Origin of the sequence: Bradyrhizobium sp. Arg816, assembly GCF_029989365.1 — a bacterium.
Lineage (GTDB): Bacteria > Pseudomonadota > Alphaproteobacteria > Rhizobiales > Xanthobacteraceae > Bradyrhizobium.
Window position 1 is genome coordinate 272,325 of the sequence record NZ_JAPRAQ010000007.1, and the last position, 21,670, is coordinate 293,994.

Genomic DNA, 21,670 nt, shown 5'->3' on the forward strand with positions numbered 1-21,670 from the left:
GCGTCACGCCTTGGATTCGGCCGACGCCGCGGGGGAATCAGTATGAGCGACCTCGATCCCGGAACTGCATCACGCTCCGGTCGTCGCGTTCCAAAGCCAAAAAACAACGGTATGTCGGACCCGGATTCCCGGCCGGAATTGCTGCTTGTCTTGCAGGCCATGCGCAGCGGCGATTTTTCGGTGCGGATGAGCGGGGACTATCTCGGCATCGACGGCAAGATCGCCGACACTTTTAATGAAATCATCGCCGCCAACCAGCGCATGGCGCAGCAACTCGAGCTGGTCGGTCAGGTCGTGGGGCGCGAGGGCAAGACCCGCCAGCGCGTGAAGTTCGGCCTTGCCAGCGGCTCCTGGGCCGACATGGAAGGCTCCGTCAACACGCTGATCGACGATCTGCTGTGGCCGACGCGCGAAGTGACGCGCGCGGTCGCGGCGGTGGCGCAAGGCGACCTGCTCCAGACCGTCAAGCTGGACGTCGACGGCCGCCCGCTGCGCGGCGAATTCCTGCAGTCGGCGACCATCGTCAACACCATGATCAAGCAGCTCGGCGTGTTCACCTCCGAGGTGACGCGCGTGGCCCGCGAGGTCGGCACCGAAGGCAAGCTCGGCGGCCAGGCCCAGGTGCCTGAGGTGACCGGCGTCTGGAAGGATCTGACCGAGAGCGTCAACTCGATGGCGAACAACCTGACCAACCAGGTTCGCAACATCGCCGAGGTCACGATCGCGGTCGCCAACGGCGACTTGTCCAAGAAGATCACCGTCGACGTCCGCGGCGAGATCCTTCAGCTCAAGGAAGCCATCAACACGATGGTGGACCAGCTGCGCTCCTTCGCCTCCGAAGTGACGCGCGTGGCGCGCGAGGTCGGCACCGACGGCAAGCTCGGCGGCCAGGCCATCGTGCCCGGCGTCGCCGGCACCTGGAAGGATCTGACGGACTCCGTCAACGCGATGTGCGGCAACCTTACCGCACAGGTTCGTAACATCGCCAATGTGACCACCGCCGTGGCGCGCGGCGACTTGTCCCGCAAGATCACAGTGGACGTGCGCGGCGAAATTCTGGAATTGAAGGACACCATCAACACGATGGTGGACCAGCTCAACGCCTTCGCCTCCGAAGTGACCCGCGTGGCGCGCGAGGTCGGCACCGAGGGCAAGCTCGGCGGCCAGGCCCAGGTGCCAGGTGTGGCCGGCACCTGGAAGGACCTCACCGACAACGTCAACTTCATGGCGTCGAACCTGACCGCGCAGGTCCGCAACATCGCCGACGTCGCGACCGCCATCGCCGGCGGCGACTTGTCGAAGAAGATCACGGTGACCGTCTCGGGCGAGATCCTTCAGCTGAAGGAAACGCTCAACACCATGGTGGACCAGCTCAATGCGTTTGCCGGCGAAGTCACGCGCGTCGCGCGCGAGGTCGGCACCGAGGGGCGGCTCGGCGGTCAGGCCAACGTGCTCGGCGTCGCCGGCACCTGGAAGGACCTCACCGAGAGCGTCAACTCGATGGCGTCGAACCTGACCGCACAGGTCCGCAACATCGCCGAGGTGACGACGGCGGTCGCGGGCGGCGATCTGTCGAAGAAGATCACCGTGGACGTGCGCGGCGAAATCCTGGAGCTGAAAGACACTATCAACACGATGGTGGACCAGCTCAACGCCTTCGCCGGCGAAGTCACCCGCGTCGCGCGCGAGGTCGGCACCGAAGGCAAGCTCGGCGGGCAGGCCCAAGTGCGCGGCGTCGCCGGTACCTGGAAGGACTTGACGGACTCGGTCAACTCGATGGCCTCGAACCTGACCGGCCAGGTCCGTAACATCGCCGAGGTCGCCACCGCCGTTGCGAAGGGCGACTTGTCGAAGAAGATCACGGTGAACGTGTCGGGCGAAATCCTTCAGCTGAAGGAAACGCTCAACACCATGGTCGACCAGCTCAACGCCTTCGCCGGCGAAGTCACGCGCGTCGCCCGCGAGGTCGGCACCGAAGGCAAGCTCGGTGGTCAGGCGCAGGTGACGGGTGTCGCCGGCACCTGGAAAGATCTCACCGACAACGTCAACTCGATGGCGGGCAACCTCACCGCACAGGTCCGAAACATCGCCGAGGTCGCAACCGCCATCGCTGGCGGCGACCTCTCGCGCAAGATCACGGTGGACGTGCGCGGCGAGATCCTTCAGCTGAAAGACACGCTCAACACGATGGTCGACCAGCTCAACCGCTTCGCGGGCGAGGTGACGCGCGTCGCGCGCGAGGTCGGCACCGAAGGCCGCCTCGGCGGTCAGGCCAACGTGCCCGGCGTCGCCGGCACCTGGAAGGATCTCACCGACAGCGTGAACTCGATGGCGGGCAACCTCACCGCACAGGTCCGCAACATCGCCGAAGTGACCACCGCCGTGGCGCGTGGCGACTTGTCCCGCAAGATCACCGTGGACGTGAAGGGCGAAATTCTCGAGCTGAAGAACACCATCAACACCATGGTGGACCAGCTCAACGGCTTTGCCGGCGAAGTGACGCGCGTGGCGCGCGAGGTCGGCACCGAGGGCAAGCTCGGCGGCCAGGCCGAAGTGCCCGGCGTTGCCGGCACCTGGAAGGACCTCACCGACAACGTCAACTTCATGGCCTCGAACCTGACGGCCCAGGTCCGCAACATCGCCGAGGTCGCGACCGCGATCGCCGGCGGCGACCTGTCGAAGAAGATCACGGTGGACGTGCGCGGCGAGATCCTGCTGCTCAAGGACACCCTGAACACGATGGTGGAGCAGCTCCGCTCGTTCGCGGCCGAAGTGACGCGCGTGGCGCGCGAAGTCGGCACCGAAGGCCGGCTCGGCGGTCAGGCCGTCGTGCCCGGCGTCGGCGGCACCTGGAAGGATCTCACCGACAACGTCAACCTGCTGGCCGCGAACCTCACGACGCAGGTCCGCAACATCGCCGAGGTCACCACCGCCGTCGCGCGCGGCGACTTGTCCCGCAAGATCACCGTGGACGTGAAGGGCGAAATCCTCGAGCTGAAGAACACCATCAACACCATGGTGGACCAGCTCAACGCGTTTGCCGGCGAAGTCACCCGCGTCGCGCGCGAAGTCGGTACCGAAGGCGAGCTCGGCGGCCAGGCCCAGGTGCCCGGTGTGGCCGGCACCTGGAAGGACCTCACCGACACCGTCAACTTCATGGCGGCGAACCTGACCGAGCAGGTCCGCGGCATCGTCAAGGTGGTGACCGCGGTTGCGAACGGTGATTTGAAACAAAATCTCACCGTGAAATCGAAGGGCGAAGTGGCGGCGCTCGCCGACACCATCAACAACATGACCGAGACGCTCGCGACCTTCGCCGATCAGGTGTCGTCGGTGGCGCGCGAGGTCGGCGTCGAAGGACGGCTGGGCGGTCAGGCCGACGTGCCCGGCGCGGCCGGCACCTGGAAGGACCTCACCGGCAACGTCAACCTGCTCGCGGCCAACCTCACCTCGCAGGTGCGCGCGATCGCGGAAGTCGCGACCGCCGTGACCAAGGGCGACCTCACCCCGTCGATCCAAGTCGATGCCCGCGGCGAGCTCGCCGAGCTGAAAGACAACATCAACACGATGATCACGAACCTCCGTCTCACGACGGACGTGAACACCGAGCAGGACTGGCTGAAGACCAACCTCGCGAAATTCACCAACATGCTCCAGGGCCAGCGCGATCTCACCACCGTCGGCCGGCTGCTGCTGACCGAATTGTCCCCCCTGGTGAACGCCCATACCGGCGTGATCTACCAGGTCGAGAACGAGGATAGTCCGCGGCTCCTGCTGCTCGCCTCCTATGCCGGCGACGGCGTCTATCCCTATCAGCGCGTGCTCCCGCTCGGCGACGGCCTGATCGGCCAATGCGCCCTCGACAGACGGCCGCGCGTCATCGCCGACATTCCACCCGACGTGGTGCCGATCAACTCGGCGCTGTTCCGCGTCGCGCCAAAGAACCTCGTCGTGCTGCCGGTGCTGTTCGAAGGCCAGGTCAAGGCGGTGATCGAGCTCGCCTCGCTGACCTCGTTCACGACCTCGCAGATGACGTTCCTCGAGCAGCTTACCGACTCCATCGGCATCGTGCTCAACTCGATCGAGGCGACGATGCAGACCGAAGGCCTGCTCAAGCAGTCGCAGCAGCTCGCCGGCGAGCTCCAGACCCAGCAGCGCGAATTGCAGCAGACCAACGACCAGCTCGAGCAGAAGGCGCAGCAGCTCGCCGAGCGCAACGTCGAGGTCGAGCGCAAGAACCAGGAAATCGAGCAGGCCCGCCGCGCGCTGGAGGAAAAGGCGACCGAGCTCGCACTGACCTCGAAGTACAAGTCCGAATTCCTCGCCAATATGAGCCACGAGCTGCGCACGCCGCTGAACTCGATCCTGATCCTGGGACAGCAGCTCACAGACAATCCGGATGGCAACCTCTCGGCCAAGCAGGTCGAGTTCGCCCGCACCATCCATGGCGCCGGAACCGACCTGCTCAACCTCATCAGCGACATCCTGGATCTCTCCAAGATCGAATCCGGCACGGTGACGGTCGACGCCGAGGAGATTTTGACTGCGAACCTGCTCGAGACCGTCGGGCGGCCGTTCCGGCACGAGGCGGAAAACCGCAACCTGTCGTTCAAGATCGACGTCGACCCGAACCTTGCGCGCAGCATCGTCACCGACTCCAAGCGCCTGCAGCAGGTCCTCAAGAACCTGCTTTCCAACGCCTTCAAATTCACCGCCGAAGGCGAGGTGCGCCTGAAGGTCGTCGCCGCGGTTGGCGGCTGGGGCACGGATCATCCGGTGCTGAACTCCGCGCCGGCGGTGATCGCGTTCGAAGTGACGGACACCGGCATCGGCATTCCCCTGGAGAAGCAGAAGCTGATCTTCGAGGCGTTCCAGCAGGCCGACGCCGGCACCAGCCGCAAATATGGCGGCACCGGTCTCGGACTTGCGATCAGCCGCGAGCTCGCAAGCCTGCTCGGCGGCGAGATCCATCTGCGCAGCGCGCCCGGCAAGGGCTCGTCCTTCACGCTCTATCTGCCGCTGAAATATTCCGGCCCGACGCTCGCGCCGCGTGCGCCCGCGCCGCAGCAGTACAGTCAGCCACCGGCGTTGCAAGCGGCCGCGCCCGAACAGCAGCGCGTCATCGAGCAGATTGCCGACGACAGGCTCAATCTCGAACCCGGCGACACCATCCTGCTTATCGTCGAGGACGATCCGCATTATGCCCGCGTGCTGGTCGATCTCGCTCGCGACAAAGGCTTCAAGGTTCTGGTCGCCGCGCGCGGTGCGGAGGCGCTGGAGCTTGCCAAGCAGTATCAGCCGCGGGCCGTTTCGCTCGACGTGTTCCTGCCTGACATGCTGGGATGGACGGTGCTGAGCCAGCTCAAGCACAATCCGCTGACACGCCACATCCCCGTGCAGATCATCACGCTCGACGAGGACCGGCAGCATGCGCTGGCCCGCGGCGCCTTCTCCTTCGTCAACAAGCCGACCACGACCGAGGGCGTCTCAGCCGCGCTGACGCAGATCAAGGAATATGCGCGGCCGCGGCGCAAGCGGCTCCTGATCGTCGAGGACAACGAGGCCGAGCAGCTCTCGATCCGCGAGCTGCTGCATCACGACGACATCGAGATCGTGACGACGGACACCGGCGCCGGCGCGCTCTCGACGCTGCGCGAGGCACCCTGCGATTGCGTGGTGCTCGACCTGCGGCTGCCCGACATGAGCGGCTTCGAGGTGCTGGACCAGATCCGCAACGACGAGAGCCTGTCGAACGTTCCGGTGGTGGTCTTCACCGGCCGCGAGCTCTCGGCGGAGGAGGATGCGGAACTCCACACCATGGCGCGCAGCATCGTGGTCAAGGGCGTGGAATCGCCGGAGCGCCTGCTCGACGAGACCGCCTTGTTCCTGCATCGCGTGATCACGGAACTGCCGGTCGAGAAGCAGCGCATGCTGGAGAAGCTGAACAGTTCCGACGAAGACCTGATCGGCAAGACCGCCCTGCTCGTCGACGACGACGCCCGCAACATCTTCGCGCTGTCGAGCGTTCTGGAACGGCGGGGCATGAAGGTGCTGACGGCCACGACCGGCCGCGAGGCGGTGACGCTGGTCGAATCCAATCCGGAGATCGCCATTGTGCTGATGGACATCATGATGCCGCAGATGGATGGCTATCAGACCATCGGCGTCATTCGCGAAAATCCGGCCTTCGCCCGCCTTCCGATCATCGCGCTGACCGCCAAGGCGATGAAGGGCGACCGTGAGAAATGCCTGGAAGCCGGTGCGTCCGACTACCTCGCCAAACCCGTCAACACCGATCAATTGCTGCTTGCGATCCGCATGTGGCTGCACCGGTGAGTTTGGATCCGCGAATGGACCACGAAAAGGTCAACATCCTCCTCGTCGACGACCAGCCGGCCAAGCTGCTCGCCTACGAGGTGATCCTGAAGGAACTCGGCGAGAACCTCGTGATCGCATCATCGGGCCGCGAGGCGCTGGAGGTGCTGCTCAAGACCGAGATCGCGGTGATCCTGGTCGACGTCTGCATGCCCGAGCTCGACGGCTTTGAGCTCGCCGCGATGATCCGCGAGCACCCTCGCTTCCAGAAGACCGCGATGATCTTCATCTCGGCCATTCAGGTCAGCGACATCGACCGCCTGCGCGGCTACGAGATGGGCGCGGTCGATTACGTGCCGGTGCCGGTCGTGCCGGAGGTGCTGCGCGCCAAGATCAAGGTGTTTGCCGAACTCTACCGCAAGACCCGCGAGCTCGAACGGCTTAACCAGGAGCTCGAGGACCGCGTTCGCGCACGCACGGCCGAACTGGAGAATTCCACCGCGAAGCTGCGCGAGAGCGAGGAGCGGCGCAGCATGGCGATCGCCGCCGGCAAGATGGGATCCTGGGATTGGGACTGGGTCAACGGCGACTGGATGTGGGACGAAGGCCAGTACCGCATCTTCGGCGTGACGCCGGAGACCTTCAATGTCACCTCAGCCAACATCCAGGCGCTGCTGCACCCTGATGACGTCGACCAGTTCGGCCAGGCGATTGCCGCGTTCAATACCGGCGCGCACGCCTATGAAGGCGAGTTTCGCGTCAGCCGGCCCGATGGCGAGGTGCGCTGGTGCGTCGGCACGGCAGCCGCGACAGTGGACCAGGGCGGCCGCGTGGTACGCGTGAGCGGCGTCACCGTGGACATCACCGAACGCAAACGCGCGGAAGAGAGACAAAACCTGCTTGCGCGCGAGGTGGATCATCGCGCCAAGAATGCGCTGGCGCTGGCGCAATCGATCGTGCGCCTCACCCGCGCCGACGAGGTCAAGGCTTACGTCAACGCCGTCGAGGGGCGCATCAACGCGCTGGCGCGCGTGCACACGATCCTGTCGCTGTCGAGCTGGCAGGGCGCCGAACTCTCGAGGCTGATCGACGAGGAGCTCGCGCCCTACTCGCTCGGCGGCCAGATCAAGCTGGCCGGTCCGAAAGTTCAGCTGGTGCCGGCGACAGCGCAGACGCTGGCGCTGGCGCTGCATGAGCTCTTCACCAACTCGGCGAAATATGGCGCGCTCTCGACGCGGTCGGGGCGGCTTGCGATCGGCTGGCAGGTCGAGGACGACCACCTCACACTGACCTGGGACGAAACCGGCGGTCCGCTGGTGAGGACGCCGAAATCCCGTGGCTTCGGCACGCGGAGCCTGCTTGCCAGTGTGGAATCGCAACTCGGCGGACAGGCGGAGTTCGACTGGCGTGCCGAAGGCCTGTTGTGCCGGCTCGAGGTGCCTCTGACGCGGAAGACCGTAGCGCCGGCGGCCGCGAGCAAGTTCGACGCGGCTCCGTCCGAACCCCTTCAGCGGGCCTCAGGCTAGAGCGTTTGCGAGCGAAGTGGGCTCCGAGGAAAGCGCGTGAAAGCGAGAATCCGGAGCCTCGGTTCTGATTCCCTCAGAAACGATAATGCTCTAGCGCGCCGCAGCGACCCTCATCGGCTGCATCGCCTGCGGTTCGTCAGCGACACGTCCTTCCAGCCAGGCTTCCGTTTGCGAAAGCTCGCGCAGCGCCCGCGCGTAACGGCGGGCTGCGCTCCGCTCGGCGCCGCGCGGCAGCCTGCGCGCCTTGCGCAGCATGTCCGCAGCGGCGTTGCGATAGGCCAGCGAGCGATAGAGAAAGACGACCTTACCCATATCGAATGTTCCCGTGTTGATGGCATTCATCCTCGCAAGACCGCCATGAACGTCGGATGAAGCGGGGAATGACAAAATCGTCATGAGAATGGAACCCGCAATCGTCGTGCGCGTTTTATGCCACACCGCGAGGCGGTTCCATGCGCGGGAAAAAGTCGCCGAGCCTCATCTCTCCGACCGGCGTCATCAAGCTGATGACGCATGCGATGATGGGCGCAGCCCTCGGCCTTGTCTTCGGTCTCGCCGTCGTCCTGTTCAATCCGGCGGTCGCGAATTTGCTGAACCACGGCGGGCATTCGGCCGCCATGGTCTTCATCATCACACTGGTGACGACGTTCGCGATCGGCGCGACGCTCACGGGCCTGGTGTTCATCCTCGCCGAGGACAAGGAATTTTGAAGCGCGCGTGACGCGCGCCGAGCGCTTTCATTCGGAACTCCTGCGGCAAATGGCGGTTGGCTGCCTGCGTCAATTCAACCCAGGGAGTTCCCACGCATGAAAACCACCAAGCTCGCTCTCACCGTGATGTTGGCAACCGGCCTCGCCGCCGCTCCGTTCGCCGCGCAGGCCAAGTCGCACAAGGCCAAGCAGGGATCCTCGATGTCCTCGTCGCAGACCACAGGCGCCAACACCAAGTCCTCCAAGGGCGCTGATCCCTCCGGTCAAGGTGGTTCTGGCCCCGGCTCAGACCAAGGGGGCACCATGACGAACAACAAGGGCGGGATGAGCAACACCAAGTGATCTCCGGCCGACAATCAAAGGCCTCGCGGCGACGCGGGGCCTTTCGCTTTGGAGCTGGAGTTTGGAGCTGGATTGGGAATCCTTCCAGCGTCACATCGCTAAGGCGGCCGTCCCGCAGCATTCGCCTTCACGAGATGCTCGAGCTGTGCACGTTTGCGTGCGATCAGGAGCTGCGCTGCGGCATCGTCGAGACCCTCGCGCTGCAATTGCCGGATAGCGGAGCCGAGTTCGAGAATTTCGGCGCGCAGTTTTAGAATCCGGTACGTGTCCGGGTCTTCCTCCACCGCACGCTCCCAAAATTCTCAGCGGCGCGCGATCACGCGCAGCGGACTGCCGGATGTCGTTGCAGGACGAAGGCGTACCCGCTCGCGGACGTCAGGCAAGACATCGCCGCCACCGGCCGCCTTCCATTCGCCGATCAGCAGGTTGATTTTCCGGCGCATATCCATCTGCGCCAGGGCCTTTTCTGTGCAGTCGCGGTCGCGATTGACGAGGTCGCGTACAGACACCTCGATGCCGGCCATTTCGAGCCTCAAGGCGCTGATTTTGCGTCGAATTTCATTAATTCTGTTGTCCATGGCTTGTTAGAACAAAATAAGAACATATAGTCAAGTCACGATTTGAGAACGGAGAGGTCAGATGCAGGTTCAGGGTAAATACGACGCCAGGGTTTTCCTCGCGGAGCAGATGACGCGCGCACAGGGGCTGAGGCTGAAGCGTCTGAGCGAGGAGGCCTATCAGCCCACTCAATACGATCGGGCTCTGTCCTCCACTGAGGCTGCGCGCCGCATTCGAGCGCTGGAAGACGAGATCGAGTTGGCGAACTCCTTCTGAGGAGAGCGCCGCGCTTGGAACGTTGGGTCAGTGATGCGGTTCTTTCCCCGGGCCAAGGGAGAGAGTTGATGGCACGCAAGGCAAAGAAGCGCCGCTACTCACGCAGCTCCGGCAGCGATGTCGAGCGCGAGATGCGTCGTTACAAGAAGGGCACCGCGAAAAGCGGCCCCGGCGGTCGTGGCGGACGCGTGAAGAGTCGCAAGCAGGCGATCGCAATCGGTCTGTCGGAAGCGCGCGCGAAGGGCAAGAAGATCCCGAAGAAAGCGTCGAAGCGAAAGACCTCCAAAAAGAAGACGGCCAAGAAGACGACCAGGAAGACGACCAAGAAGACGACCAAGAAAACGAAGAAGACCTCGAAGCGCAAATCCAGCAAGCGGTAGCGCCGACCCGAGTCAGATCATGCTGCCCGGCATGAAGCAGCGGATCGAAATCCCGAACGCAGTCTTCACCGGCCACACCATGGTGTGGCCAGCCCGGTTTGGCTCCGTGATGACGGCCTCATCAGGCACGTCCACCCACTGCCCGTCGAGCCGCACGCGATAGTGCCCATCGTGCGATTCCCAATCGGGATCGGAAACAGCAAAGCCATCTGCATCCGAGCAGCAGGGCCCGAGATGGCTGCGCAAGCTGTCGAACCAGGGTTTCAGGGGCGAGTTGGCGTAACGGCCATCGTCGCGCCCCAAGGCGCTTCCGGTCGTCAGAACAAGCGGCGCCACGAGCAGCGCACACCTCAGCGAGAGCTTCAATCGATCCATGTCGGCACCGATCAAATGCGAACCACCGGTTCCACAAGAGGGCCGGGCGTTCGAGGTTCCACTCCTGCAATTCGCCTGGGCGTCTTCATTGACGCCAAAGCCCAACACGCGATTCCGAACTGTGACGAGCGAACGCGGCTTTTTCGGACGAACCCGTCATCAAGACTGCCGTTAACGAGAATGTTATCGGCGTCTGTGGGAATCTTCCAGACGTGCACGAAAAAGGCGGCCCGCAGGCCGCCTTTTGAGTTTGCCGCAGGAAGCGCGAGGCTTACGCTAGCGGCACCGCGACGAACCGCGTCGCTTCCTGGCTCTTCACCTGCAACAGCACGCTGTTCTTGCCGGATGACTTGGCCTGCGCCAGCTCGGAGCGGACGTCGCCGACATTGGCGACGGCCTTGCCGCCGACATTGAGAATGACGTCGCCGGTCTGGATGCCGCGCTGCGCGGCGGGTCCCTGCGGATCGACCTCGGTGACGACGACGCCCTTCTGGCCCGCGCCCTGGACGTCGCCGGCCGGCGCCAGGCTGAGACCGAGGCGCGGCGTGCCGGTGTTCGGCTGCGCCTTGCCCTCGCCGGCCTTGGCCTGCCGCTCGTTCGGCAACTCGCCGAGGGCGAGCGTCACCGTCTTGCTCGCGCCATTGTGGAAGACGTCGAGCTTCACGGAGGTGCCCGGCGCCAGGGTGGCAATGGTGCGGGCGAGATCGCGGGAGTCCTTGATCGCGGTACCGTTGACGGCGGTGATGACGTCGCCCGCCTCGATGCCGGCCTTCGCCGCGGGGCTGCCGTCCTGCGGATTGTCCACGATCGCGCCCCGCGCCTCCTTGAGGCCGAGACTGTCGGCGATCTCGGCGCTCACCGGCTGCACCTGGACGCCGAGCCAGCCGCGGGTGACCGAGCCCTTGTCCTTCAGCTGCGCGACGACGAGCTTCGCGGTGGAAGCCGGAATGTCGAAGCCGATACCGACCGAACCGCCGGAGGGTGAGAAGATCGCGGTGTTCACGCCGATCACATTGCCGTTCATGTCGAAGGCCGGACCGCCGGAATTGCCCTTGTTGATCGGCGCGTCGATCTGGATGAAGTCGTCATAGGGACCGTTGCCGATGTCGCGACCGTTGGCCGAGACGATGCCGGCGGTCACGGTGCCGCCGAGGCCGAAGGGATTGCCGACCGCGACGACCCAGTCGCCGATCCGCGGCTTCTGGTCGGAGAATTTGACGAACGGGAAGTCCTTCTTGCCCTCGACCTTGATCAGAGCGAGATCGGTCTTCGGATCGGTGCCGACCACCTTCGCGGTGTAGCTCGTGCCGTCATCCATGGTCACCTGTACCGACTCGGCGTGATCGACGACGTGGTTGTTGGTCACGGCATAGCCGTCGGCGGAGATGAAGAAGCCGGAACCCTCGCCCGTGATCATCTGGTGGCGCTGGCGCGGCATGCCGTTCATGCCACCCGGGCCGCGGAAGCCGAACTGCCGCGAAAACTGGTCGAACGGCGAATCTTCGTCCGAATCCATCCGGTTCTGTTGCAGCATCGCGCTCTTGTCATTGTCCTGGTCGATCCTGACCCGCACCGAGATGACGGCGGGTTTGACCTTGCTGACGAGATCGCCGAAGCCCGGCGGGGTCGCGGCGGCTTCCGCGGCCTGGGCCGGCGCGACGAAGGAGTTCAGACCGAACTGCGACGAAGCGGGAGAGGCAGCCAGCACGGCCACGCCAAGCGCGGCCACGGTGCCCAGCAGCGCAAGCCGGCGCGGCTTCAAGATCTTGCGGGTCGTGGTGGTGTCGGAATTGACGCGATCGTTCATGTCGAAATGTCCATGTTGGGTAAGTCGCCTTGCACCCAACATGGACATCGTCACCTTACGGCGTCCCGTCCGTCCGATTAAATCTTGGCAAAGGTGCCGCGGCCAGCGGCCCGGCCGAAAATCAGGGCTGCATATTTGATGCGGCTCAACACAGGCCACGTGCGCAGTGATAGACTGCGGCCACTGGATGATGTCCATCGGAGGCACGCCATGTACAAAGACATTCTCGTCCACATCCCGACCGAGCGCCCGATGCACGCGGTGATCGACGGCTCGATCTCGCTCGCGGCGAGACTCAACGCGCACATCGACGCGGTCGCCGTCGGGTACGTTGCGAGCAGCACTGCCTACGTCATGGATGGCGGTGCCGCCGTAGCGGCCGTATTCGAGATGGAGCGCGAGCGCGCGCTGGAGCGGGCCGAGGCCGCATTGGCGATATTTCAGAGCGAAGCCAGGAGCGCCGGCATCTCCTGCACCTGCCACCCGCTCGGCGCAATCCCGGCGGATGCAGCCGGCTCGCTCGGCGAGATGGCGCGGCTCCACGATCTCAGCATCGTGCTGCAGCCCGATCCGGCGCAAGGCTCATTCGACAATGATATGCCCGGCGAGATCCTGTTCCAGGCGGGCGGACCAGTGCTGTTCCTGCCCTACACCTTTCGTGGGCCAGTCAAGGCGAACCGGATCGGCATCTGCTGGGATGGCAGCCGCCTCGCCGCCCGCGCGATGCGCGACGCCGCTCCCTTGCTGGCCCGCGCCGAGGAGATCGTGATCATCACGATCAACGAAGCCGACGCCGTTCCCGACGAGGTCTCGGCAAGCCATCTGGCAAGACACCTCGGACGGCGCGGATTGTCGACCCGCACGGTCAGCCTGTCGGCGGCACGCGCCGACATCCAGCCGACCATCCTGTCGCTGGCCGCCGACGAGAGCCTCGACCTCCTGGTCATGGGCGGCTACGGCCACTCGCGGTTGCAGGAACGCTTCCTCGGCGGCGTCACCCGCGCCATGCTGGAAGCCATGACGGTCCCGACGCTGATGTCGCATTGATCGAGAGATGATCCGCAACGGACCGACGCCCTCACGCCGCAGCGGGAGTCTCAAATGGCGCAGTGGCGATGGCGTCGTCCTCGGGTTGCGCATTGCACGCGTCGAAATGCGCCTTCAGCGCAATCTCGGCGAGATATTCGAAATGTTCGGCTTGGCCAAGGAGTTGCCAGTTCTGAAGCGGCCGATAGGCCGCCTGCTGACGACAGAGAGACGCCAGCGCCCGGTAGCGACGTACGTTCTCCATGAGACCCTCCCTCGCATTCACTGAGCCTATTGCCCTGATTTACGTCAGGCCGATGGCGGATATGCAAAACATTTACTGCATGCGAAGCGCCCCGCGCAACCTGGGTTAACGTCTGGAAAACGCGCAGGCCCCCGTTGGTTCCTCTCGGACGACTCCACGTGGAACTCATTGGCTGGACGTAGCGCCGGCGCGCGACGGAGATGCAGATCAGATCAAGATACCGTTCGATCGATTCCGGCCACCCGATGAAATTGCCCTGCATTTCTGCGCAGAACTCTCGCGCGAGGAAGGCCCGCCGCGCTGTGCCGCATGCCCTGTAGAACCCCGGACAGAAGTGGCACGCCAAGGCACGACCAGTGCGACGCCGGCTCTGCCACGCCTGTATGCCGTATTCTACCGGGTGAGCGCGGTCTCGCCGGCCCGGATCGTCTGTGCCGAACCATGTTGCAGCTTCGGAACCCTGCCGGCTTCCGCAGCAGCGCGGATGGCGGCGATGTTGACCGCATAATCCGCGCTGCTCTTGCCGCGGAACACGGCCGATCCAGCCACGAGGGTGTCGGCGCCCGCGGCAGCCACGGCGGCGGCATTGTCGCGCGTAATGCCGCCATCGACCTCGAGCCGGATCGGCCGGCCGCCGATCATGCTTCGAATGCGCCTGATTTTCTCGATCTGGGAGTCGAGGAAAGACTGGCCGCCGAAACCGGGATTGACCGTCATCACCAGCACGAGGTCGAGACGATCAAGCACGTATTCGATCGCGGCTTCCGGTGTAGCCGGACACAGGCTGACACCAGCCTTCTTGCCGAGCGCGCGGATGGCCTGGAGCGAGCGGTCCAGATGCGGGCCGGCTTCGGCATGGACCGTGATGACGTCGGCGCCTGCCTTTGCGAACGCCTCCAGATAGGGATCAACAGGCGCGATCATCAGATGCACGTCAAAGATCTTCGCCGTCGCCGGCCGGATCGCCTTGATGACGTCGGCGCCATAGCTGATGTTCGGCACGAAGTGTCCGTCCATGACGTCGCAGTGGATCCAGTCGGCACCGGCAGCATCAATAGCCCTGATCTCCTCACCGAGGCGCGCGAAATCTGCGGCCAGGATCGAAGGCGCAATGAGGATTTCTCCCGTCATGGCGTCGCACTCCTCTGCGCGTCCGCACCACCGCTGAAAACGCGACTCGCAAGGACATCCGTCGGATCGATCGTCTCGAGATCGACGACATCGAGCATCCGGTTGAGATCGGACACCAGGCGATCGGCCTGCCGGAGGCGGATACGATCGACCGCATTGCGGATCGAGCGCGCATTGGAGAAGAACGGCTGGGTCCGGCGTAGCGCGATGTATGTCTCGAACGCCTCGCGCGCGGCGGCCGAGAAGCGATAGCCGCGCTCCTTCAGCATCAGCTCGGCGATCACCAGCAGCTCGGCTTCGGCATAGTCCGGGAAGTCGATGTGATGGGCGATGCGCGAACGGAAGCCCGGGTTGGAGGCAAAGAAGCTCGTCATCCGCTCGCCATAGCCGGCGAGGATCACGACGAGGTCCTCACGCTGGTTCTCCATCACCTGGAGCAGGATCTCGATCGCCTCCTGGCCGTAATCGCGCTCGTTGTCGGGCCGGTGCAGATAGTAGGCCTCGTCGATGAACAACACGCCGCCCATCGCCTTCTTCAATATCTCCTTCGTCTTCGGCGCGGTATGGCCGATATACTGGCCGACGAGATCGTCGCGCGTCACCGAGATCACCTGCCCGCGCCGCACGAAACCGAGGCCGTGCAGGATCTTCGCCATGCGCAGCGCAACCGTGGTCTTGCCCGTGCCGGGATTACCGGTGAACGACATGTGCAGCGTCGGTGGCGACGATGCCAGCCCCGCACGCTGGCGGATGCGCTCGATCAGCAGCAGTGACGCGATCTCGCGCACGCGGTTCTTGACCGGCCGGAGGCCGATCAGCTCCTGCTCGAGCTGTTGCAGTGTGTCTGTGATTCCGGCCGCCTCGGCCTCCTTGCGGAGATCGAAACTGGTCTCGCTCGTTTCAGCGGTCGTCGCATGAGGGACATCAAGCATCGGCACCTCGAAGAAAAGAGCTTCGCCGCGGGGCAGCGGCGAAGCAGTGGTCCGCCAAGGAAACGGAGCAGGGAGTGCTCCGCGCGGAGAGGAGTGACTAGGTCGACGCGTGCGCGGCCGGCCGGCGCACGGTGGTGTAGCGGATCACGCGTCCGCCCACCTCCTGCCGCACCAGCTCGAACTCGGCTTCCTGCGGCGGGCGGTTGACGAGGAACGAGATCCGCACCGATTCCCAGCCATGGCTGGAGTCGAATCCACTGATGCGGATGTAGCGGTCGCCGTAAACCCTGCGGCATTCGGCAAGCTCCATCATCACGCCGGCGGCGTCCTGGAGGTCGAACATCGGCAGGCCCCACATCTCCCAATAGGTGTTGCGGGGATGCGGATCGTCGGTGAACTCGATATTCACCGCCCAGCCATTGGTCAGGCAATACTGCACCTGCTTGGTGATCTGGTCGTCGGTCAGATCAGGCAGGAACGAGAAGCAGCCCTGGGTCAGTTTCATGTCAAAACTCCTCAAACGGTTTCCAGCGCGGTCGGTACGAAGTCCGGCGTGTCGGTCGATTGATAGTTGAAGGTGACGTCCTTCCAGACCTCGAGCGCAGCCTTCAGCGGCGTGCAGGTCTCGGCTGCCCTGGCCAGGATCTCCGGACCTTCATGGACGTAGTCGCGCCCCTCGTTGCGGGCGAGGATCATCGCCTCGAGCGCCACGCGGTTGGCAATCGCGCCAGCCGTAATGCCCATGGGATGGCCGATGGTGCCGCCGCCGAATTGCAGCACGACGTCCTCGCCAAGGAGATCGAGCAGCTGGTGCATCTGGCCGGCATGGATGCCGCCGGAGGCGACCGGCATCATCTTGTTCAGGCTGGCCCAGGACTGGTCGAAGAACAGCCCGTGCTCGAGCTTGGTCGGATTGAAGTCTTCGCGGCAGACGTCGTAATAGCCGCGCGTGGTGTTGGGATCGCCTTCGAGCTTGCCGACCACCGTGCCGGCATGGATGTGGTCGACGCCGGCGAGCCGCATCCACTTCGCGATGACGCGGAACGACACGCCGTGGCTCTTCTGCCGGGTATAGGTCGAGTGACCGGCGCGATGCAGATGCAGGATCATGTCGTTGCGTCGTGCCCATTTCGCCATGGACTGGATCGCGGTGTAGCCAATCACGAGATCGATCATGACGATGCACGACCCGAGCTCTTTCGCGAACTCCGCGCGCTCGTACATGTCCTCCATCGTCCCCGCGGTGATGTTCAGGTAGGTGCCCTTCACCTCGCCGGACGCCGCCTGCGCGCGGTTCACGGCCTCCATGCAATAGAGGAAGCGGTCACGCCAATGCATGAAGGGCTGCGAGTTGATGTTCTCGTCGTCCTTGGTGAAGTCGAGCCCGCCCTTGAGCGCCTCGTAGACCACGCGACCATAGTTGCGCCCGGACAAGCCGAGCTTCGGCTTCACCGTCGCGCCCAGCAGCGGCCGGCCGAACTTGTCGAGCCGCTCACGCTCGACCACGATGCCGGTCGCCGGGCCCTGGAACGTCTTCACATAGGCGACCGGGAAGCGCATGTCCTCCAGACGCAGCGCCTTCAGCGGCTTGAAGCCGAACACGTTGCCGATGATCGAGGCCGAGAGGTTGGCGATCGAACCCGGCTCGAACAGGTCGAGGTCGTAGGCGATGTAGGCGAAGTACGAGCCCGGCGTGCCGGGCACCGGATCGACGCGGTAGCACTTTGCGCGATACTTCTCCGCAGCGGTCAGGCGATCGGTCCACACCACCGTCCAGGTCGCGGTCGAGGATTCGCCGGCAACCGCCGCTGACGCCTCGATGGGGTCCACGCCCTCCTGCGGCGTCACGCGGAACAGCGCGATGACATCGGTGTCCTTCGGCGTGTAGTCGGGCTCCCAATAGCCCATGCGCGCGTATTCCATCGTGCCAGATCGATAGCGCTCTTTGCCGCGGACAGTTCCTGCGTGTGCATTCATGGCTCTCTCCTGCTCTTCTCTCTCTGAATGATTAGGCGGCGACCGGCTCACGGGTGCCGATGCGCGGGTCGAGCTCGCCGGCGCGATAACGCCGCGCCATCTCGCTCAAGGGAATGACCTTGATCTTGCCGGCGTGGCCCGCGGTGCCGAACTGCTCGAAGCGATCGCGGCAGAGCTCGCGCATCGCATCCATCGCAGGCTTGAGGAATTTGCGCGGATCGAACTCGGAGCGCGTTTGCGCGGCGACCTTGCGGAACACCGCGGTCATCGCCAGGCGACAGTCGGTGTCGATGTTGACCTTTCGCACACCGCTCTTGATGCCACGGACGATCTCCTCCACCGGCACGCCCCAGGTCTGCGGCATCTCACCGCCGAACTGATTGAACATGTCCTGGAGTGGCTGCGGCACCGAAGAGGAGCCGTGCATCACGAGATGCGTGTTCGGCAGGCGGCGGTGAATCTCCTCGACCACCCGCATCGCCAGGATGTCGCCATCAGGCTTGCGGCTGAACTTGTAGGCGCCATGCGAGGTGCCCATCGCGATCGCGAGCGCATCGACCTTGGTGGCGCGGACGAAGTCGACGGCCTGGTCGGGATCGGTGAGGAGCTGGTCGTAACTGACCTTGCCCTCGACGCCGTGGCCGTCCTCCTGCTCGCCGCCGCCATGCTCGAGCGAGCCGAGCACGCCGAGCTCGCCTTCGACCGAGGCGCCCACCCAATGCGCGAGATCGACGACGCGGCGGGTGATCGCGACATTGTAGTCGTAATCGGCGGCGGTCTTGGCGTCGGCCTTGAGCGAGCCGTCCATCATCACCGAGGTGAAGCCATGGGCGATGGCGCTGGCGCAGGTCGCCTCGTCATTGCCGTGGTCCTGGTGCATGCAGAGCGGAATGTCCGGATAGGTCCGCTCCAGCGCGTCGATCATGTGCGAGAGCATGAGATCGCCGGCATAGCTGCGTGCGCCGCGCGAGGCCTGGATGATCACGGGCGCATCGACCTCGGCCGCGGCCTGCATGATCGCAATACCCTGCTCCATGTTGTTGATGTTGAACGCCGGCACCGCATAGCCGTGGCTGGCGGCGTGATCGAGCAGCTGACGAAGGGTGATACGGGCCACGAAAGTTCCTCCTGTTATGGCTTGCCGGCGCGGGTGATCGCCCGCCGGGCGGCTTCGGCAACGCTTTGCGGCGTGATGCCGAATTCGCGGTAAAGCACCGATGCCGGCGCCGAGGCGCCGAAGCCGCGCATGCCGACGAACTCGCCGTCAGCGCCGATCCAGCGATGCCAATCGCCGGCGACTGCGGCCTCGATGCCGACGCGCGGGGCGGTGCCGAGCACGCAGGCGCGGTAGTCCTCCGGCTGCTCCTCGAACAGTGCGAAGCATGGCGCGGAGACCACCGCGGCGCGGATGTGTTCCGTCGCGAGCAGGCGAGCGGCTTCCAGCGCGATCGAGACTTCGGAGCCGGTCGCCATCAACGTGACGTCGCGACCGCCGTCCGGCGAGACGATGAGGTAGGCGCCGCGCGCGACACGGTTCCTGCCGCGCACGTCGCTGCGGAATGTCGGCAGCGCCTGACGCGACAGGCACAGCACGGAGGGGCGATCTTCCGCCTCGAGCGCGCAGTCCCAGGCTTCCAGCGTCTCGACCGCGTCGGCGGGGCGGAACACCAGAAGATTCGGGATGACGCGCAGCGCCGCGAGATGCTCGACGGGCTGATGCGTAGGACCGTCCTCGCCAAGACCGATGGAGTCGTGGGTCATCACATGGATGACGCGCAGCCTCATCAGCGCAGCAAGACGGATCGCCGGTCGGCTGTAGTCGGAGAAGGCGAGAAAGGTACCGCCATAGGGGATGAACCCGCCATGCAACGCGAGGCCATTCATCGCGGCGGCCATGCCGTGCTCGCGAATTCCGTAGTGGATGTAGCCGCCGGCGAACGCTCCACGCGCCACCGCAGTCTGCGCTTTGGCATGCGTGAGGTTCGAATGCGTCAGGTCCGCCGAGCCGCCGACCAGTCCGGGAATTGTCCCGGCGATGCCGTCGAGCACCTGTTGCGAGGCTTGCCGCGTCGCCAGCTTCGGACGCTCGCTGGCAAAGCGCTCGCGCAATTTCGCCGAGGCCTGGGCATAGGCCTCCGGCAGGGCAACGGCCTTGCCCTCGATGAACAGTTCGCGCTGCGCGGCCGTCGCGCATTCGTAGCGGTCGAGCCAGGCAAGACGCTCGACCTGCCCGCGCTGTCCGATCATCCGCCATGCCTTGAGGATCGGGATCGGCACCACGAAAGGCTGATAGTCCCAGCCGAGCGCCCGCCGCGCCGCCGCCGTTTGCTCGGTGCCGAGCGGCGCACCATGCGCCTTTTCGGTGCCCTGACGGTCCGGCGCGCCATAGCCGATGATGGTGCGGCAGGCGATCAGCGACGGTCTTGTGCTCTCACGCTCTTCGGCAATCGCCTGCGCAACCGCTTCGGGGTCGTGGCCGTCGACACTGCGGACCGACCAGCCGGACGCCGCAAAGCGCGCGAGCTGATCATCGGAAGTGGCCAGCGACGTCGGCCCGTCGATGGAGATACCGTTGTCGTCGAACAGCACGATCAGCCGGCCGAGCTGGAGATGACCGGCGAGCGAGATCGCCTCCTGGCTGATGCCTTCCATCAGGCAGCCGTCGCCCGCGATCACATAGGTGAAGTGATCGACCAGGCCGTCGCCATGCCGCGCATTGGCCATGCGCTCGGCGAGCGCCATGCCGACTGCCGTCGCAATCCCCTGCCCCAACGGTCCCGTCGTGGTCTCGACGCCAGGCGTGTGGCCGTATTCCGGATGTCCCGGCGTCTTCGAGCCCCACTGCCGGAATGCCTTGATGTCATCGAGGCTGACGTCGCCGCCGGTGAGATGCAGCAGCGCGTAGAGCAGCATCGAACCGTGGCCCGCCGACAGCACGAAGCGATCGCGGTCCGGCCAGTTGGAGTGCGCGGAGTCGAACTTGAGGAACCGCGAGAACAGCACGGTTGCGACATCGGCCATGCCCATGGGCAGGCCGGGATGGCCGGACTGCGAGGTCTCGATCGCGTCGACCGCGAGGAAGCGGACGGCGTTGGCGAGATCGCTGTGTGTGACTGGCGTGATGTCGGCTTCAGCGTGGACGGAGATGTTCATCGGATTCTCTCCTTGTTCACTTCAGATTTCGCTTGCGCTCGATCAGCTGCATGATCAGCGGCGTCAGGATCAGCTGCATCGCCAGATCGAGCTTCGCCCCGGGACACACGATGGAGTTCGCGCGGGACATCCAGCTGTGGGGAAGCATCGACAGCAGATAGGGGAAGTCGATGCCGCGCGGATTCTTGAAGCGGATCACGACCATCGATTCGTCCGGCGTCGGGATCCAGCGCGCGATGAACGGATTGGAGGTGTCCACCGTCGGCACGCGCTGGAAATTGATGTCGGTCTCGGTGAATTGCGGGCAGATGTAGTGGATGTAGTCGGGCATCCGCCGCAGAATGGTGTCGGTGACGGCCTCGGTCGAATAGCCGCGGGCGCTGCGGTCGCGGTGCAGCTTCTGGATCCATTCGAGATTGATGACCGGCACGACGCCGATCTTGAGATCGGCGTAGCGCGCGACATTGACCTTGTCGGTGACGACGGCGCCGTGCAGACCCTCGTAGAACAACAGGTCCGAGGTTTCCGGCAGCCGCTCCCATTCGGTGAAGGTCCCGGGCGCCGCACCGTGCAGTGCAGACTCCTCGGCATCGTGGACATAGTGCCGCGTCGTCGCGGTGCCGGTCTCGCCATAGTCGCGGAAGGCACGCTCCAGCTCCTCGAACAGGTTGGTCTCGGGGCTGAAATGGCTGAAATGCTTGTTGCCGCGTTCGGCTTCCTTCGCCATCTGCGTGCGCATCTCGGCACGATCATAGCGATGGAAGGCGTCGCCTTCGATGTAGACGGCGTTGACCTTCTCGCGGAAGAAGATCTGCTCGAACGTCTTCTTGACCGAGGTGGTACCGGCGCCGGAGGAGCCGGTGATGGAGATGATCGGATGCTTCCTGGACATGGGTC

Annotated in this window: 20 protein-coding genes; 7 read left to right on the forward strand and 13 right to left on the reverse strand. The window is 64.7% G+C overall.

What is annotated here, in order from left to right; all coding sequences use genetic code 11:
- The first annotated feature begins 42 nt into the window (after nt 1–42).
- A complete protein-coding gene (locus OWC48_RS19920) occupies nt 43–6,336 on the forward strand; it encodes a HAMP domain-containing protein (protein WP_282521483.1) in 6,294 nt (2,097 codons plus the stop codon).
- Nucleotides 6,337–6,350: 14 nt separating this feature from the next.
- Nucleotides 6,351–7,841, forward strand: coding sequence for an HWE histidine kinase domain-containing protein (locus OWC48_RS19925; protein ID WP_282521484.1), 1,491 nt, complete (start codon nt 6,351–6,353; stop codon nt 7,839–7,841).
- A gap of 90 nt (nt 7,842–7,931) precedes the next feature.
- Here OWC48_RS19925 and OWC48_RS19930 read toward each other — a convergent pair whose 3' ends face one another.
- On the reverse strand, nt 7,932–8,153 hold the full coding sequence (locus OWC48_RS19930) for a hypothetical protein (RefSeq protein ID WP_282521485.1): 222 nt from the start codon (nt 8,151–8,153) through the stop codon (nt 7,932–7,934).
- 140 nt (nt 8,154–8,293) lie between these two features.
- Here OWC48_RS19930 and OWC48_RS19935 point away from each other — a divergent pair, with 140 nt between their 5' ends.
- Nucleotides 8,294–8,551, forward strand: coding sequence for a hypothetical protein (locus tag OWC48_RS19935; protein ID WP_166350479.1), 258 nt, complete (start codon nt 8,294–8,296; stop codon nt 8,549–8,551).
- 96 nt (nt 8,552–8,647) lie between these two features.
- Entirely contained in the window at nt 8,648–8,893 is a 246-nt protein-coding gene (locus tag OWC48_RS19940; protein WP_028148238.1) for a hypothetical protein, read from the forward strand.
- 98 nt (nt 8,894–8,991) lie between these two features.
- Here OWC48_RS19940 and OWC48_RS19945 read toward each other — a convergent pair whose 3' ends face one another.
- Both OWC48_RS19945 and OWC48_RS19950 read right to left on the reverse strand, forming a co-directional pair.
- Nucleotides 8,992–9,177, reverse strand: coding sequence for a hypothetical protein (locus OWC48_RS19945; protein ID WP_282521486.1), 186 nt, complete (start codon nt 9,175–9,177; stop codon nt 8,992–8,994).
- An 18-nt stretch (nt 9,178–9,195) separates the two neighbouring features.
- On the reverse strand, nt 9,196–9,417 hold the full coding sequence (locus OWC48_RS19950) for a hypothetical protein (protein WP_282521587.1): 222 nt from the start codon (nt 9,415–9,417) through the stop codon (nt 9,196–9,198).
- Between the two features lie 115 nt (nt 9,418–9,532).
- On the opposite strand from OWC48_RS19950, the gene OWC48_RS19955 reads away from it, so the two are divergent.
- Together OWC48_RS19955 and OWC48_RS19960 are read left to right on the forward strand one after the other, a co-directional pair.
- Nucleotides 9,533–9,727, forward strand: a complete 195-nt coding sequence (locus OWC48_RS19955; RefSeq protein ID WP_063984955.1) for a DUF3072 domain-containing protein — start codon at nt 9,533–9,535, stop codon at nt 9,725–9,727.
- Between the two features lie 68 nt (nt 9,728–9,795).
- Complete coding sequence (locus OWC48_RS19960) at nt 9,796–10,107, forward strand: DUF6496 domain-containing protein (protein WP_282521487.1); 312 nt, start codon at nt 9,796–9,798, stop codon at nt 10,105–10,107.
- Between the two features lie 12 nt (nt 10,108–10,119).
- Here OWC48_RS19960 and OWC48_RS19965 read toward each other — a convergent pair whose 3' ends face one another.
- Complete coding sequence (locus OWC48_RS19965; RefSeq protein ID WP_028148242.1) at nt 10,120–10,482, reverse strand: hypothetical protein; 363 nt, start codon at nt 10,480–10,482, stop codon at nt 10,120–10,122.
- Between the two features lie 271 nt (nt 10,483–10,753).
- Nucleotides 10,754–12,289, reverse strand: a complete 1,536-nt coding sequence (locus tag OWC48_RS19970) for a Do family serine endopeptidase (RefSeq protein WP_282521488.1) — start codon at nt 12,287–12,289, stop codon at nt 10,754–10,756.
- A gap of 210 nt (nt 12,290–12,499) precedes the next feature.
- Between OWC48_RS19970 and OWC48_RS19975 the strand changes: the two genes are divergently transcribed.
- On the forward strand, nt 12,500–13,336 hold the full coding sequence (locus tag OWC48_RS19975) for a universal stress protein (RefSeq protein ID WP_282521489.1): 837 nt from the start codon (nt 12,500–12,502) through the stop codon (nt 13,334–13,336).
- A 31-nt stretch (nt 13,337–13,367) separates the two neighbouring features.
- On the opposite strand, the gene OWC48_RS19980 is transcribed toward OWC48_RS19975, so the two are convergent.
- From OWC48_RS19980 to OWC48_RS20015, 8 genes are all read right to left on the reverse strand, one after another.
- Complete coding sequence (locus tag OWC48_RS19980; RefSeq protein WP_028148245.1) at nt 13,368–13,580, reverse strand: hypothetical protein; 213 nt, start codon at nt 13,578–13,580, stop codon at nt 13,368–13,370.
- Between the two features lie 393 nt (nt 13,581–13,973).
- On the reverse strand, nt 13,974–14,711 hold the full coding sequence (rpe, locus tag OWC48_RS19985; protein ID WP_282521490.1) for a ribulose-phosphate 3-epimerase: 738 nt from the start codon (nt 14,709–14,711) through the stop codon (nt 13,974–13,976).
- The gene (gene cbbX, locus OWC48_RS19990) at nt 14,708–15,643 is read right to left on the reverse strand and encodes a CbbX protein (RefSeq protein ID WP_282521491.1); all 936 of its coding nucleotides are present in this window, start codon (nt 15,641–15,643) and stop codon (nt 14,708–14,710) included. Before cbbX ends, rpe begins: the two co-directional genes overlap by 4 nt.
- Nucleotides 15,644–15,740: 97 nt before the next feature.
- Complete coding sequence (locus OWC48_RS19995; RefSeq protein ID WP_282521492.1) at nt 15,741–16,148, reverse strand: ribulose bisphosphate carboxylase small subunit; 408 nt, start codon at nt 16,146–16,148, stop codon at nt 15,741–15,743.
- Nucleotides 16,149–16,159: 11 nt separating this feature from the next.
- Nucleotides 16,160–17,620, reverse strand: a complete 1,461-nt coding sequence (locus OWC48_RS20000) for a form I ribulose bisphosphate carboxylase large subunit (protein WP_282521493.1) — start codon at nt 17,618–17,620, stop codon at nt 16,160–16,162.
- A 31-nt stretch (nt 17,621–17,651) separates the two neighbouring features.
- A complete protein-coding gene (fba, locus tag OWC48_RS20005; RefSeq protein ID WP_282521494.1) occupies nt 17,652–18,737 on the reverse strand; it encodes a class II fructose-bisphosphate aldolase in 1,086 nt (361 codons plus the stop codon).
- Nucleotides 18,738–18,751: 14 nt separating this feature from the next.
- Complete coding sequence (tkt, locus tag OWC48_RS20010) at nt 18,752–20,773, reverse strand: transketolase (protein WP_282521495.1); 2,022 nt, start codon at nt 20,771–20,773, stop codon at nt 18,752–18,754.
- Nucleotides 20,774–20,789: 16 nt separating this feature from the next.
- Nucleotides 20,790–21,665: a phosphoribulokinase gene (locus OWC48_RS20015; protein WP_282521496.1), complete on the reverse strand. Its 876-nt coding sequence runs from the start codon at nt 21,663–21,665 to the stop codon at nt 20,790–20,792.
- Between the last annotated feature and the right edge of the window lie 5 nt (nt 21,666–21,670).

What these genes read in the sequence shown, in the direction of transcription:
- OWC48_RS19920 (WP_282521483.1), top strand. Translation starts at nt 43, where the DNA reads ATGAGCGACCTCGATCCCGGAACTGCATCACGCTCCGGTCGTCGCGTT.
- OWC48_RS19925 (WP_282521484.1), top strand. Translation starts at nt 6,351, where the DNA reads ATGGACCACGAAAAGGTCAACATCCTCCTCGTCGACGACCAGCCGGCC.
- OWC48_RS19930 (WP_282521485.1), bottom strand. Translation starts at nt 8,153, where the DNA reads ATGGGTAAGGTCGTCTTTCTCTATCGCTCGCTGGCCTATCGCAACGCC.
- OWC48_RS19935 (WP_166350479.1), top strand. Translation starts at nt 8,294, where the DNA reads ATGCGCGGGAAAAAGTCGCCGAGCCTCATCTCTCCGACCGGCGTCATC.
- OWC48_RS19940 (WP_028148238.1), top strand. Translation starts at nt 8,648, where the DNA reads ATGAAAACCACCAAGCTCGCTCTCACCGTGATGTTGGCAACCGGCCTC.
- OWC48_RS19950 (WP_282521587.1), bottom strand. Translation starts at nt 9,417, where the DNA reads ATGGCCGGCATCGAGGTGTCTGTACGCGACCTCGTCAATCGCGACCGC.
- OWC48_RS19955 (WP_063984955.1), top strand. Translation starts at nt 9,533, where the DNA reads ATGCAGGTTCAGGGTAAATACGACGCCAGGGTTTTCCTCGCGGAGCAG.
- OWC48_RS19960 (WP_282521487.1), top strand. Translation starts at nt 9,796, where the DNA reads ATGGCACGCAAGGCAAAGAAGCGCCGCTACTCACGCAGCTCCGGCAGC.
- OWC48_RS19965 (WP_028148242.1), bottom strand. Translation starts at nt 10,482, where the DNA reads ATGGATCGATTGAAGCTCTCGCTGAGGTGTGCGCTGCTCGTGGCGCCG.
- OWC48_RS19970 (WP_282521488.1), bottom strand. Translation starts at nt 12,289, where the DNA reads ATGAACGATCGCGTCAATTCCGACACCACCACGACCCGCAAGATCTTG.
- OWC48_RS19975 (WP_282521489.1), top strand. Translation starts at nt 12,500, where the DNA reads ATGTACAAAGACATTCTCGTCCACATCCCGACCGAGCGCCCGATGCAC.
- OWC48_RS19980 (WP_028148245.1), bottom strand. Translation starts at nt 13,580, where the DNA reads ATGGAGAACGTACGTCGCTACCGGGCGCTGGCGTCTCTCTGTCGTCAG.
- rpe (WP_282521490.1), bottom strand. Translation starts at nt 14,711, where the DNA reads ATGACGGGAGAAATCCTCATTGCGCCTTCGATCCTGGCCGCAGATTTC.
- cbbX (WP_282521491.1), bottom strand. Translation starts at nt 15,643, where the DNA reads ATGCTTGATGTCCCTCATGCGACGACCGCTGAAACGAGCGAGACCAGT.
- OWC48_RS19995 (WP_282521492.1), bottom strand. Translation starts at nt 16,148, where the DNA reads ATGAAACTGACCCAGGGCTGCTTCTCGTTCCTGCCTGATCTGACCGAC.
- OWC48_RS20000 (WP_282521493.1), bottom strand. Translation starts at nt 17,620, where the DNA reads ATGAATGCACACGCAGGAACTGTCCGCGGCAAAGAGCGCTATCGATCT.
- tkt (WP_282521495.1), bottom strand. Translation starts at nt 20,773, where the DNA reads ATGAACATCTCCGTCCACGCTGAAGCCGACATCACGCCAGTCACACAC.
- OWC48_RS20015 (WP_282521496.1), bottom strand. Translation starts at nt 21,665, where the DNA reads ATGTCCAGGAAGCATCCGATCATCTCCATCACCGGCTCCTCCGGCGCC.